The 13,369-nt window shown below is 35.7% G+C and carries 11 protein-coding genes; 4 read left to right on the top strand and 7 right to left on the bottom strand.

All coding sequences use genetic code 11. The features are described 5' to 3' along the window. The first annotated feature begins 262 nt into the window (after nucleotides 1–262). Nucleotides 263–1,222, top strand: coding sequence for a 6-phosphofructokinase (gene pfkA / locus ACVBAX_RS19990; protein ID WP_447118551.1), 960 nt, complete (start codon nucleotides 263–265; stop codon nucleotides 1,220–1,222). Nucleotides 1,223–1,488: 266 nt separating this feature from the next. Here the strand turns inward: pfkA and ACVBAX_RS19985 are convergent, their stop codons facing one another. From ACVBAX_RS19985 to ACVBAX_RS19965, 5 genes are all read right to left on the bottom strand, one after another. Then, nucleotides 1,489–2,499: a Gfo/Idh/MocA family oxidoreductase gene (locus ACVBAX_RS19985; protein ID WP_447118550.1), complete on the bottom strand. Its 1,011-nt coding sequence runs from the start codon at nucleotides 2,497–2,499 to the stop codon at nucleotides 1,489–1,491. Between the two features lie 69 nt (nucleotides 2,500–2,568). Continuing rightward, on the bottom strand, nucleotides 2,569–3,405 hold the full coding sequence (locus tag ACVBAX_RS19980; RefSeq protein ID WP_447118549.1) for a Cof-type HAD-IIB family hydrolase: 837 nt from the start codon (nucleotides 3,403–3,405) through the stop codon (nucleotides 2,569–2,571). A 584-nt stretch (nucleotides 3,406–3,989) separates the two neighbouring features. Beyond that, complete coding sequence (hxlB, locus tag ACVBAX_RS19975) at nucleotides 3,990–4,547, bottom strand: 6-phospho-3-hexuloisomerase (protein ID WP_447118548.1); 558 nt, start codon at nucleotides 4,545–4,547, stop codon at nucleotides 3,990–3,992. A 6-nt stretch (nucleotides 4,548–4,553) separates the two neighbouring features. Further along, the gene (gene hxlA / locus ACVBAX_RS19970; RefSeq protein WP_447118547.1) at nucleotides 4,554–5,198 is read right to left on the bottom strand and encodes a 3-hexulose-6-phosphate synthase; all 645 of its coding nucleotides are present in this window, start codon (nucleotides 5,196–5,198) and stop codon (nucleotides 4,554–4,556) included. A gap of 149 nt (nucleotides 5,199–5,347) precedes the next feature. Then, nucleotides 5,348–5,710, bottom strand: coding sequence for a winged helix-turn-helix transcriptional regulator (locus tag ACVBAX_RS19965; RefSeq protein ID WP_447118546.1), 363 nt, complete (start codon nucleotides 5,708–5,710; stop codon nucleotides 5,348–5,350). Nucleotides 5,711–6,506: 796 nt separating this feature from the next. Between ACVBAX_RS19965 and ACVBAX_RS19960 the strand changes: the two genes are divergently transcribed. Then, nucleotides 6,507–7,706 (top strand): coiled-coil domain-containing protein, encoded by a 1,200-nt coding sequence (locus ACVBAX_RS19960; RefSeq protein WP_447118545.1) that lies wholly within the window; start codon nucleotides 6,507–6,509, stop codon nucleotides 7,704–7,706. 223 nt (nucleotides 7,707–7,929) lie between these two features. Here ACVBAX_RS19960 and ACVBAX_RS19955 read toward each other — a convergent pair whose 3' ends face one another. Both ACVBAX_RS19955 and ACVBAX_RS19950 read right to left on the bottom strand, forming a co-directional pair. Beyond that, nucleotides 7,930–9,171 carry an anaerobic sulfatase maturase gene (locus ACVBAX_RS19955; protein WP_447118544.1) on the bottom strand — a complete coding sequence of 414 codons (1,242 nt, stop codon included), beginning with the start codon at nucleotides 9,169–9,171 and terminating at the stop codon, nucleotides 7,930–7,932. A gap of 71 nt (nucleotides 9,172–9,242) precedes the next feature. Next, nucleotides 9,243–10,073: a sulfite exporter TauE/SafE family protein gene (locus ACVBAX_RS19950; protein ID WP_447118593.1), complete on the bottom strand. Its 831-nt coding sequence runs from the start codon at nucleotides 10,071–10,073 to the stop codon at nucleotides 9,243–9,245. 272 nt (nucleotides 10,074–10,345) lie between these two features. Here ACVBAX_RS19950 and ACVBAX_RS19945 point away from each other — a divergent pair, with 272 nt between their 5' ends. Then, nucleotides 10,346–11,107, top strand: a complete 762-nt coding sequence (locus ACVBAX_RS19945) for a MurR/RpiR family transcriptional regulator (RefSeq protein ID WP_447118543.1) — start codon at nucleotides 10,346–10,348, stop codon at nucleotides 11,105–11,107. A 279-nt stretch (nucleotides 11,108–11,386) separates the two neighbouring features. After that, nucleotides 11,387–13,291 carry a beta-glucoside-specific PTS transporter subunit IIABC gene (locus tag ACVBAX_RS19940; protein WP_447118542.1) on the top strand — a complete coding sequence of 635 codons (1,905 nt, stop codon included), beginning with the start codon at nucleotides 11,387–11,389 and terminating at the stop codon, nucleotides 13,289–13,291. Nucleotides 13,292–13,369: the final 78 nt, after the last annotated feature.

The raw sequence follows: 13,369 nt of genomic DNA, 5'->3' as shown, positions 1-13,369 counted from the left end.
AACATATTCAGACTTTTGGAAGTCTAATGGAGTATACATGGAAGAGTTTCGACTTTTAGCACGTGCGATGAAGGAATTATTATGAATAAGATGCTCTTATTTATAGATAGTTGACACCAACGAAGAAGAAAAATATATTAAATATTAAAATACTTCGTAGAGAAATAAAAAGAAGTAGTTTAATATTTAATACTTAGAGAATAGCTAAGTAGGCATGCAACTGAAACTGCTTTATAAATTACATAATGAAAGAAGGGGAATTATGAGAAGAATTGCTGTACTAACTAGTGGTGGAGATTCTCCGGGAATGAATGCTGCCATTCGGGCGGTAGTTTTGAGAGGGATCGATAAGGGGTTAGAAGTATTCGGTATTTACAATGGTTATGAGGGTCTTTTAGAAGGAAATATCGTTCCGATGAATCAAAAGTTTGTTGATGGTATTATACAGCGTGGGGGAACGATACTACGTACATCAAGAAGTGAGCGATTTAAATTTGAGGAATCGCAACATAAAGCAATCCAAAATTTAAAGGATTTAAATATTGATGGACTTGTTGTAATAGGTGGAGATGGATCTTTTCAAGGTGCGTTGAAATTATGTGAAAAGGGACTACCTGTTGTGGGCATACCTGGCACCATAGATAATGATATATCTGGTACCGATTATTCAATAGGTTTTAATACAGCAGTGAGTACTGCAATTGATGCGATTGATAAAATTCGTGATACTGCTTATTCACACGAAAAAACTTCGATTGTGGAGGTTATGGGACGTGGTGCGGGGGACATTGCCTTATGGGCTGGTCTTTGTTCGGAAGCAGAATCAATCATTATTCCGGAGGCAACTTACGATATTAAAGATGTCATTGCACGTATTCATACGGCAAGGGATCGTGGACAAAAGGGTTGTATCATCATTGTTGCAGAGGGTGTGTGTAGTGCTGAGGATATAAAAAAAGAGTTACAAGACCACATACAACTAGATACTAGGGTGGTTGTACTAGGATTCTTACAACGTGGTGGGACGCCTACTGCCTACGATCGGATGATAGGTAGTCAAATGGGGGCAAAAGCTGTGGATATCCTCATTAGTGGGGATCATGGAAGTATGGTTAGTGTAAAGAATGGTAAAATCACTTACACCACTTTTGAACAAGCTTCGACAGAAATACACGAAATTGATATGTCATTGTATCAATTAGCACTTAGTTTATCCATGTAGTAATTTAGAATAAAAAAATGAAATTCAAACTCGTAGGATTGTAAGTTTGCCTACTGTCTTTGTGAAACCTCTTCATTTAATTGAAGAGGTTTCATTATTAGTATTGTACAGGTGCAACTCTATCAACTGCTGGTTTGTTCTGTTCCAAAGATATCTGGTAAATCTCCCGCCATTGTTGTGAAATCTGCGACTATCTGGCCAGAACCTAGTATTGCAAGTTTAAAGTGAATGACCTCTTTCTTATGATAAATAGCGAACAAATAATTTTATTCGTTGATAAGGTTTATTCCTTCTTCTAAAATTTCCATTTGCCGTATGGTTTCCTCATCCTTAACAATTTTCTCTTTTCCATTAATGATCGATTCATATACTCCAGTGTAAATTCGCCCGTAGTCACCAACTTCAGAAATGACTTTTTCTTCATGGTAGTTTCCATCATCATCCACATAGGTTAGAACGCCATAGTGTTCTGGTAAATCAATCCCGAAATCCTTATTGGTTGGCATATAAAATAGTTTCAAGTGTTCTTCTTGTCTATCTTTTGTTTGTTTCACAAACACACCTTTTTTACCATATACGATAAAGCTAGGACGTTCTTTCAGACGGAAATAACTAGATTTAACAGAAACCTTTGTGGAGTCATAAAAGAAATCCAAATCAAAATAGTCATTAAAATGTCCTTTTCCAAGAAGTTGTCTCACATCATAAGTAATATGATTTGGATTACCAAAGTAAGAGAGAACTTGATCTATTGTATGGCATCCATGTCCATACAGATAGCTGTGTTCTCTAGAAAACTTTAAAGACTTTGGTACTTCAGGTCTGAAATAATCATAGTGCATTTCCACTTCTAAAATATCTCCTAATACACCACTATTAATCACCTTTTGTACGGTTAGGAAATCTGAATCAAATCGGCGATTTTGATAGCATTGAATAAATAGATTTTTTTCTTTTGCATAGGCAAATAACTCTTTTGCTTGGTCAGAAGTCTGTGTGAATGGTTTTTCAACTAGTACATGTTTACCTTTTTCTAGAGCCAATTTAGCATATTCATAATGTTCTTCTGGGGTACAGATGACGACTAACTGAATCTCTTCGTCGAGCCAGATTTGATTTAAATCATGAACATAATGCACTTCAGGTATTTTCTCCCAAACACTGTTATCCCGTCGAGAGTATATAGTTTTCACTCGAATGTTTTCGTTTTTTAATGAAAAAGGTAGGTGATAGCGGTTCGTACTTTTTCCATTTGCGATATAGGCAATCGTTAACATAAAAAACGCCTCCAATTCTCTTTTGCTAGCTTGATTATATTTGGTATGATAAGTACTGAGAACGCTTATTTAGATCAGTCCATATTTTTTAAAACTATTATAGATACCATCATTATCATGTGTACCTGTCACATCATTAGCTATTTTCTTGACTGCTTCATTTGCATTTCCCATTGCGATTCCGTAGTGGACGAATTCAAGCATCTCTAAATCATTCCAACTATCACCGTATCCAAAGGTATCCTCTTTTTTTATATTTAAGTGATTAATGATCTTTTCAATACCTGTCGCCTTATTTACACCAAGAATGGATATTTCACCACAATTTTCTCCGAAAGCAGCTACTGTGCTAGGAATGACCGTGAATTTAGATGCGAATTCTTCTTTTATCCTCTCAAGCGGTAATTTTGATCCAAAAAAGGAAATCTTATTAATATCATCTCTAAGTAAGTCTTCACTCTCAATAATAGTATCGAAAATAGACTCAAATCCTTTTTCTATGTCTATCTTTGAAGTAGGATCAGCTTTATGTAATTGTTCTAAAATGGAACGCATACGAGTGTTACCATTTTTACGAGTAAATATACCAATGTTTGATTCCAGATTAAACTCGATTCCATGATGGTTAAAAAAGTCTACAACATGCTTTACATCCTCTCTTTTTACATTTACGTGTAGTAACACCTCTTGATCCATTTCTATGTACCCTCCAGCAGAACCGATCATCCCATCAAACCCAACTTCCAGTATATCAGGGGAAATGAGCGATTTTGGCCTTCCCGTACAAATAAAGACTAGGTGGCCATTTTCTCTAGCCTTTTGTACGGCAAGTTTGGCTGATTCAGGTATGATAAGTTTATCGTTCACCAAAGTTCCATCGATGTCCAAAAAAATAGCCTTTTTCATCTTTTAAACCTTCCTATTCTTCATCTTGAAGACAAGTATATTTGATATCTCTTCTAATTTAATAGAGTCAGATTATATCTATTTTATTTTTGTTCTGTTGAATAGAAAATAGGTCATGGTTTTCTTGTTATGGATGACAACTAAAAAAATGAGTTACAAAAATGAAACACCTTGTGCCATTATTAGTTTTGTGATGGAGGTTCAAAAATATTGCACTAAATTTCTTTTGCCCCATTAATCGGATATTTTATGAAGAGGATCCAACTGATTTTTAGAAAATGGTACTTTATAATTAGGGAATAGAAAATAGAGAAGAAGATAAGAAGAGTTTGTTAAAAATAATTTAATCAGCTACTAAGAATCATCCATACGGTCATTGGAAATCAGAAACGGTTACTTCTCTGGTTGAATCATGGCTATTGTTGGAATTCATAAAGTATATGATACAATTAATAATTTCTTTGTAGGGGGGCTAAATCTCCTAATTTATCATCTGCACGGACTAACGTGCTTCGTAAACAAAGTTATTAAAGACCCTCTTAGTTATGAGGGTCCTTGTTGTGAGAGGTTTTTTTAGGTATACTCTATTCTAAATTTGCATGTTTTCCGTACATCTTATTAGAGTCTAATCTTTTAATCTCCATAAATCTTAAAATTAAAGCATCGTAAAATAACAGCATGGTCTGCTCAAATAGAGAACCCATAGGTTGAATGGTATGGTAATCGCTGTTTGATTTATCCTTCTGTGCACCTGGGAGTGAAATAATGATATCCGCAATTTGCCCAAGTGTAGATTCAGGGGAGGTTGTTACTAATGCAACTATTCCACCCAATTTCTTAGCTTTTTCTGCTATCGGAATTAACGTATTCGTTTCACCAGAGCCTGAACCAATAATCAATAAATCGCCTTGTTCTAAATTAGCTGTTACCGTTTCTCCGACGACATATGCATCAAGCCCCATATGCATCATTCTCATGGCAAAGGATTTTCCCATTAAGCCAGACCTTCCAGCACCAGTCACGAAGATTTTCTTGGACTCAAGGATGGTGTGCAGTAATTTATCAGCTTCTAATTCAGGAATTAAATCAACGGTTTTACTTAATTCCTGAACCACTTCCTCTAAATATTGGGTGATATTCATGATTTATTATCCTTGGACAACTGCTTCTTGAATTAGTTCTTGCATTTTTGCCGCTACTGCCTTCTTATCATCTTTTCCAGTAATTCCACCGCCTACAATCACTAGGTCTGGCTTTTGATCAATTACCTCTGGAAGAGTTTCTAGTTTAATTCCTCCTGCAACAGCTGTTTTTGCATTCTTAACCACTCTCTTAATTGTTGCAAGATCTTCAAATGAATTCTTACCAACCGCTTGTAAATCATATCCAGTATGAACACAGATATAGTCGACTCCAAATTCATCTAATTGTTTAGCACGTGAGGCAATATCCTTTACTGAAATCATATCTACAAGAATTTGTTTACCTTGTTTTTTTGCTTCTTCCACTGCACCTTTAATGGACTCATCTTCAGCTACACCTAGAATAGTAACAATATCCGCTCCTGCAGCAGAAGCTTGGCTGACTTCGTATCCAGCAGCGTCCATGATTTTTAAATCGGCTAATACAGTAAGATTAGGGAATGCTGCCTTAACTTCTTTTACTGCTCTAAGACCTTCATTGATGACAACTGGTGTTCCAATTTCTACTACATCAACATGTTCCTCTACTTCTTTCACTAATTCAATGGCACCTGGGATATCGACTAAATCTAATGCTAATTGCAATTTCATAATATTCTTCTCTCCTTTTTTTTGGTATGAATTTATTATAAATACAAGATGTTCAGATAGTGAAGTACGCACATTAAACTCATATAGTAACAAAAAGTATACTGTGCATACAAAAAAACATGTACGTTTTACCGTACATGTCCTTGTCATTATTTCAATTGGATTTCTTCTTCAGTATTTGTTTCTATAAAATCTTTATATTCTTTTCCCCATTCATACATGGCTTCTAGGATGGGCATTAATGTTTTTCCTCGCTCAGTTAGGGAATATTCCACTCTCGGAGGGACGACTGGGTAAACTTCTCGATGAACAATAAAGTCGGATTCAAGCTCTCGTAATTGGTTAACTAACATTCTTTGAGTAATAGAAGGCATTAAGTTTTTTAATTCATTAAATCGTTTGGTACCTTCTTTTCCTAAATACCATAAGATGAGCATTTTCCACTTCCCACCGATAACAGCTAACGTTAGTTCCTTTTCACAACTATATTCACGATAACAAACGTGTCCCAAATCTCCCACTCCTTTTACAGTTAAGTATATATTTTGTAACTATATGATATTATAGTGTGTACTTACTTAAAGGAAGTATAACAGTTATACTCAGCGCTGTACAGATTTTTCCAATCATGCTTATTCGTCTATCAAACGAAAAAAGGGAGGTAGGAACATGAGTGTTGAGACAGTTTTTCACCAACAAGATTTTATGACTTTTCAGGGGCTAGAACTGCTATGGTTTCTTGTTTTCTGAGGATCTATCTGATAAATAAGCGGAAAAACTTCGCTTAAGTAGGAAATAAATTAAAAAATAGTCTTAATAGACGGAGAGATTCCGCTTATTGGCGCGAGAAACGTGAAAATGGGTGTGGGTTGCTATGCTTAACCGGAAAGTCTCCCCTTATTTGCCCCGAAATGAGCTTCATTTTGTTTTTACCGGAAAATCTCCGCTTATTTTCCTTTTGGTTGGTTCCTCAATTAAGGAAAAACTACATTTATGATCCAAAGGGATTAATGCCTTTTTCTTTGTCTGCTTTGTCATTTTCTTAGATACATATTTTAAAAGTAATTTAGTTACAACCTCATATTCTTCGTATGAAACACGGTCCAACCATTCAGGGGTACCAGTTGTGTTGAACTAGAATTCTATTATTTTTTTAAAAATCATGTTGAATTTAGTAATATTTGAAATATATTTGTAATCTTTATTGTCAGATTTTGATGATATAATACTATTATCATAGGTATTTGTCGAAATGTTAATTATACATATAAATTGTGTCGCTGCGTAGAAGCAGGGAGGATAAATAAATTGAAGAAATCTACATTAACTACATTAATTACAACAGTAACACTTGGAATAGGTAGCTTACTTACTGTTTCACCAGTAAATGCCGAATCCATTCAAAATATTCAAAGTAATATTGTAAGCGCCCAACAACAGCTTAGTAGTTTACAAGCACAGCGTTCGGAAGTAGAAGTACAAATACAAAAAAATGAACAAGCTATTGCTGACAACAGCGCTAAAATTGAATCTACAAATGCCCAAATTGTTGAATATCAGGCTGAAATTGACCAACTAAACAAAGTAATTTCCGAGATTGAAGAACGAATTACGGCCCGTAATGAAACTTTGAAAGCCCGTGCTGTTTCGTATCAAGCTAGCGGTGGTCAGTTAAGTTATTTCGATGTAGTATTTGGTTCAAAAAGTTTTGGTGATTTTATTGACCGTGTTGGAGTAGTAGCAACAATACTAGATGCTGACCGGGAAATGATAGAAGCGCATGAAGCGGATAGAAAGGAAGTACAAGAGAAATACAAGGAAGTTGAGCAAAAGCTAAACGACCTGAACAATATGAAGGTTGAACTAGAGGGAATGCAAGCTCAAATTGCTGAGCAAAAGGCAAACAATGAGGCTCTAAGAGCACAGTTAGTAAACCAAGAAAATGATAGTAAAGCAGAAATCTCAAGTCTTCAAGAGCAGAAAGCAGAATTACAAAGAGCTGCAGAGGCAGCGCTAACAGCGGGTTCTGTCTCACCGAAATCACAAACTGGGACAAGTAAAGGAACTTCAGTTAACAGCTCTAATTCAATACCTGTTTCAAATACTGCAGTGTCATCTGGTTCTATTTCGACTGTTATTAATGCAGGCAATAAATATATTGGTAATTCAGTTTATGTATTTGGTGGTGGAAGAACAGCCTCTGACATCGCCAATGGACGTTTTGACTGTTCTGGATTTGTCTCTTGGGCATTTTCTCAGGCTGGTGTTCGCGTTGGTGCTAGCACGGATACTTTAAAAAATACGGGTACACCTGTATCTGTAAATGAGATGCGTCCGGGTGATATGGTATTCTTTAATACATACAAACAGGATGGACATGTTGGAATTTATATCGGCGGTGGCAAATTTATTGGATCGCAAAGTTCAACAGGTGTAGCCATTGCTAATATGTCGAGTGGATATTGGGCAAATACGTTTAATGGTAGAGTGATGAGAGTTATTCATTAGTAGATTAAAAGACAGGGAATTTTCCTTGTCTTTTTTTATGTGCGTCCTGGCATAAGTGTAAAACCACTAGAGGATTGTGGACCTGTTTCTAATGAAGAGTTTTTGTGTATGGAGCATAGGGGGCTCGAACCCCTGACCTCTACGCTGCCAAAGGAAAATACGATCAATTAAAAACAATTAAGTCTGTACACACTTTTGTGCACACAATGTGTACGAGTAACAGTTACACCAGGAAAGGTTCACAGCACTTTTTAAATTTCTTCCCACTCCCACACAAACATAGTTCGTTTCTTTTTGGAACTTGATAACCTCTAGCTCTTAATTCATTTATACGGTCTTTTTTGATAATATTAGCAAGTTTTAGCATCCTATCATGAGCGTATTCATAAACTTGTATAAAGCTACTGCAGAAATAGTCAACTCCGATTTCTCCATTATTAGTCATGCGATTACGTGGGCAACCTCCGTGACAGAGTGAGAGATATTTACAAGATTCACAAGAAGCAGGAAGAGTAGGTTTCATCGATTGGAACAAGTTCATCTTCGGACTTGAAAGGATTTCTTCTAGCGAATCCGTTTTAATGTTTCCTAATTTAAATTGTGGATCAATAAAGAAATCACAAGGATATGCATCTCCATTTTGCTCAAAAACAAGTGTATTGGAACAAATTTTTTGATTGGTGCAGATCTGAGGTTCTTGATGAAGATAAGCCGCAAACATATTATCAAAAAAACGAATAGACATTTCCGGACGTCCATTGTTAAACCAAATATCGAATACTTCACAAAGGAAATTTCCATACTCGTTTGGGGTTATTAAATATCCACTAGGTTTGTTAATGTCTTGAGCAAGGAAATCCATACAGGGGATAAATTGAACATAATTAAACCCATTATCTCCATAAAAGCTCATTAATTTCTTAGGATGGTTAATATTATCCTCATGTAGAACAGTAAGGATATTAAAATCTACCCCTGCAGCACGTAAATAACCAATTCCTGTCATAATCGAACGGAAACTACCTTTTCTAGAGCCAGTTACTCTCCGACTATCATTAAGATCCTCTGGACCATCTAAGCTTACCCCAACAAAGAATTTATACTCCCGAAAGAAAGTAGCCCAATCTTCATTTATTAAAGTTCCGTTCGTTTGTATAGAGTTACTAATAATTGTATTTTTAGGGGCATATCTCGCTTGTAATTGAACGACCTTTTTGAAAAAATCAAGCCCTGCTAATAATGGCTCTCCACCTTGCCATACAAATGGAACAACCCCTCGTTTTAAGGTCATATATTCTTTTATAAATTTCTCAAGAACATCATCTTCAATTTTCTGAATGTTGTCAGGTCTCCCGTTGCACCGGCTATAATAGCAGTAATCACAGGCCAGATTACAAGCTTCAGAGACTGTTTTCCACATGACTCCAGATAATGATTTTGGTGTTACCATAGCTGTTGTTGCCATTTATGTTCACTCCCAAAAGGTGATACCTATATATTATTAACTAGTTTGGAAAGTGGATATGATATACATCACTAATTCAGATACATACGAAAGCCAATAACAATTAAAAGAACAGATAGCATTTGAAGAATTACCTTTCCAGGGATCTTTTTGGATAGAATAACTCCAATCTGGGAGCCAACAATCACTCCTAATCCACCCCATAATACAGTCTGCCAGTCTATGCTGCTATAAAATATTTGTGAAATGACTCCAACCGAAGAATATAGAGTTAAAGAAAAGATGGAGGTAGCTGTTGCCGTATGGGTTGGTACCTTAAAAGCATAAATTAATATAGGAACAAGCAGCCAACCACCTCCGATTCCAAGGTAACTTGATAGGACACCCATAATAAAACCAATTGGGAGAATATATTTGATAGGGAGACGTCCGCTCTTTTCTAAAGTTGTAGAAGGCACCGTCTGTTGAATAGCCCCATATGAACTTCCTTCTCTACTCATTAAATGAGCCTTTTTCTTCTTTATATTAGCTAAAGGAGAATTATTTGCGAATAAGAAAACTCCCAAAGCAACTAAAATCGTAGCAAAAATGACGTAGAAATAATTAGATGAATAGATTTGAAGTAGCCATACACCAAGGATAGAACCAGGAAGTGCCCCGATACTTAGGGTAAAACCAGTATGATAATGAATTCGCTTTTGTTTTGCATAACCAATGACACCGGATAAGGAGTTAATTAAGACAATAACTATTCCAGAACCTGCCGCTAATAAAGGGTCCATATGAAACAAGATAAGAAGTGCTGGGACAAATATAAAGCCCCCTCCAGCTCCTACGATTGTTCCATAACCGCCCGCTAAGGTGCCAACTGCAAGTAGTAATAAGCCTGTTGATAATTCCATCATTGTCCCTCCTTTTTCCTTATATCTTAAGGCTATCAGAGGTATGGAACGTTGTATATTTGAATAATTTTATAGGGTATAAGCAGCTGTAATACCCACTAATGAGGTATGAATAATGCAGGTTTATATAGTAAGAGACCACTTACTATAATTCGGATAATAAAACAATACTATAGTAAAATTTATATATTTTTTTCTAAGAGATTTCATATATAATTGTTTGTTAATAAAAGGTGGCGGAAATATGAAAGTTATTTAGAGGAGGGGTAAAAATGAAATTTGAAGATCTGATAAAAGAAAACTATACTTCGTTCACCGAGGGTGATATAGCCATAGCAAAATACTTATTAAACAATACAGAAACTATTCCGAAAATGAGTATCAACCAACTAGCTAAAAATAGTTTGACCTCAAAATCATCTGTTTTAAGATTTGCTCAGAAACTAGGTTTTTCTGGATTTACGGAAATGAAAAATTTTCTGAAATGGGGAAACTTTTTTTCGGAGAATTCAATCACACATAGTGAATTAGGGGATCTGCTCAACGAGAGTATTTATAAAACAATAGAAAATTTCAAGAGCTTGAATCTCGATAACATTCATCAGGCAATCGACGAGAGTGAACATATTTACTTAATTGGGACAGGACTTTCCCAGCAAGGTATGGCTGCACAAATGCAAAGAATTTTCCTAGGATTAGGTAAGGAAATGCAAGTTCTCCCTATTGGGCTACAGACTACTCTTTATCAAATAATGATTGAGAGAATGAACGAACATGACCTACTTATTGTATTTTCTGGGTCAGGTAATAACCCAATATTAAAGGAAGAACTATCAACACCCATTCTTAAAAATGTAAAAATACTTGGAATCACCTCTAATAGTAATAACTGGTTGGCTAATCATTCAACATTTAGCATTCCTGCTTATGTTGACATGGATAATCAAATATCCAATTTGCTTTCTATATCTAGCCCCTTCAATGTAATTATTGAGTTATTGGCCTATAGTTATATAAAATATAAAAATTTATAGTAGTTCTAAACTAAACTATAAATTGTGTTGAATAAAAATGGGGTCTGCAAATTATCCCGTTTTTTCTTAGCCTTTTTACAAGCTAGATTAGAAGTTTCCCAAACGTTGAAACCGTTTCCCAAAAGGCCTAATTATACTACAACTCACTTTGTTATTAAACTATAATCCAGAGGAAGGCGCTTTCAGTTTTATAGGGAATAGCAGAACTAATAAACACTACAAAGGGGTTTTCTATCTCCATTAGGTCCATTAATAAATAAAAAAGGGAGAAGGGTCAATATGAAATATGAAAAATTGGCAAAAGACATCATTCAAAATGTTGGCGGCAAAGAAAATGTTATTAGTGTTGTTCATTGTGTTACCCGCTTACGTTTTAAGCTAAAAGACGAGGGAAAGGCTAACACGGATGTATTAAAAGATATGGATGGGGTCGTCACGGTTATGCAAAGTGGTGGCCAGTACCAAGTTGTTATTGGAAATCATGTTCCTGATGTTTATAAAGCAGTTGTAGAAGTTGGAGGTTTTCAATCTGAAGTATCCTCAGAAGAAGAGGATGGTAAAAACCAAGGTCTTTTTAATAAATTTATTGATATTATATCGGGAATATTTGCTCCAACATTAGGCGTGTTAGCTGCAACCGGTATGATTAAAGGTTTTAATGCTATGTTTGTAGCGTTAGGCTTATATTCAAATACAACAGGAACTTATCAAATTTTAAATGCTGTTGGTGATGCACTATTCTTTTTCTTTCCGATTTTTCTAGGTCTTACGGCAATGAAGAAGTTTAACGGAAATCAGTTTGTTGGGATGGCAATAGGAGCAGCATTAGTTTATCCAGCTTTGAGTGGTTTAAGGGCAGGAGAACCACTTTACACTTTATTTGAAGGAACAATGTTTCAATCACCTGTCTATATTACATTCCTTGGGATACCCGTTATTTTGATGACTTACTCATCTTCAGTGATTCCCATTGTTTTTGCAACTTTTGTAGGGGCAAAGCTAGAAAAGTTTTTTACTAAAATAATTCCAGATGTTGTAAAGACTTTCTTGGTGCCATTTTTTACATTGTTAGTAGTTGTTCCACTGACGTTCCTAGTAATTGGACCAGTTGCAACATGGATAGGAATGCTTTTAGGAAATGTTTCAGTAGGAATTTTCGAGTTAAGTCCTGTAATAGGTGGATTAGTGATTGGTGGATTATGGCAATTATTTGTTATGTTTGGACTTCATTGGGGACTTATTCCGATTGGAATTAACAACTTAAGTGTTCATGGTAGTGATTCTTTGTTAGCTTTTACATCAGCTACCTCAATGGCAACACTTGGTGTTGTGCTTGCTGTTTTCGTTAAGACAAAACAGCAAAAAATAAAGACACTTAGTATTCCAGCAGCAGCTTCAGCATTCTTTGGAGTATCAGAGCCTGCGCTTTATGGTATTACACTTCCTTTAAAAAGACCATTTATTATAACCCTTATTACCTCTGCAGTTGGAGGCGCAATTATGGGGTTAATGGACACGAGAATATATATGATGGGTGGAATGGGTATTTTTGGTATACCGTCTAAGATTAGCCCAGAAGGTATTACCTTGGGATTCTGGGGTGGTATTATCGCCATGGTTGTAAACGTAATACTTGGATTTACGCTTACTTACTTCTTCGGTGGTATTGGGAAGGAAAAGGAACTAGAGGATCCTAATAAAGGAAAAGAGACAAATAAAAAATCGAAAAAGAATGAGGAAATATCAAGCCCTCTAACAGGTGAAGTAAGATTGTTGTCAGAAATTGAGGACGTAGCTTTTTCCTCAGGTGCACTTGGAAAAGGCATCGCAATTGAGCCAACTGAAGGTAAATTGTTGTCACCGGTTTCTGGAACGATCACAGCAATATTCCCAACAAAGCATGCAGTAGGTATAACAACTGATGATGGTGCAGAAATTTTGATTCATATAGGAATGGATACGGTACAACTACAAGGGAAGTTTTTCTCTACTCATATTGATCAAGGAGCAAGGGTAGAAAAGGGCCAATTGTTAATTGCTTTTGATATTGAAGAGATTAAAAAGGCAGGTTACTCTTTAACAACACCTGTCGTGATCACAAATACCGATAAGTATAATGATTTTATAGCAACTAGCAAACAACACATTAGTCATGGTGATAGTTTAATAACTCTAGTAAGTTAAGACATTGTTATAGGGAAGGAAGGTAATTTATTTTACTTTCCTTCTAGTTTAATTAAGTGAAGTTGTGAACAAGTGAAA

Source organism: Robertmurraya sp. GLU-23, from assembly GCF_052983275.1.
This window is presented reverse-complemented; position numbering and strand designations above follow the sequence as displayed.

What these genes read in the sequence shown, in the direction of transcription:
- ACVBAX_RS19980 (WP_447118549.1), bottom strand. Translation starts at nt 3,405, where the DNA reads ATGAAAAAGGCTATTTTTTTGGACATCGATGGAACTTTGGTGAACGAT.
- hxlA (WP_447118547.1), bottom strand. Translation starts at nt 5,198, where the DNA reads ATGAAATTGCAATTAGCATTAGATTTAGTCGATATCCCAGGTGCCATT.
- hxlB (WP_447118548.1), bottom strand. Translation starts at nt 4,547, where the DNA reads ATGAATATCACCCAATATTTAGAGGAAGTGGTTCAGGAATTAAGTAAA.
- ACVBAX_RS19985 (WP_447118550.1), bottom strand. Translation starts at nt 2,499, where the DNA reads ATGTTAACGATTGCCTATATCGCAAATGGAAAAAGTACGAACCGCTAT.
- ACVBAX_RS19950 (WP_447118593.1), bottom strand. Translation starts at nt 10,073, where the DNA reads ATGGAATTATCAACAGGCTTATTACTACTTGCAGTTGGCACCTTAGCG.
- ACVBAX_RS19940 (WP_447118542.1), top strand. Translation starts at nt 11,387, where the DNA reads ATGAAATATGAAAAATTGGCAAAAGACATCATTCAAAATGTTGGCGGC.
- ACVBAX_RS19945 (WP_447118543.1), top strand. Translation starts at nt 10,346, where the DNA reads ATGAAATTTGAAGATCTGATAAAAGAAAACTATACTTCGTTCACCGAG.
- ACVBAX_RS19955 (WP_447118544.1), bottom strand. Translation starts at nt 9,171, where the DNA reads ATGGCAACAACAGCTATGGTAACACCAAAATCATTATCTGGAGTCATG.
- pfkA (WP_447118551.1), top strand. Translation starts at nt 263, where the DNA reads ATGAGAAGAATTGCTGTACTAACTAGTGGTGGAGATTCTCCGGGAATG.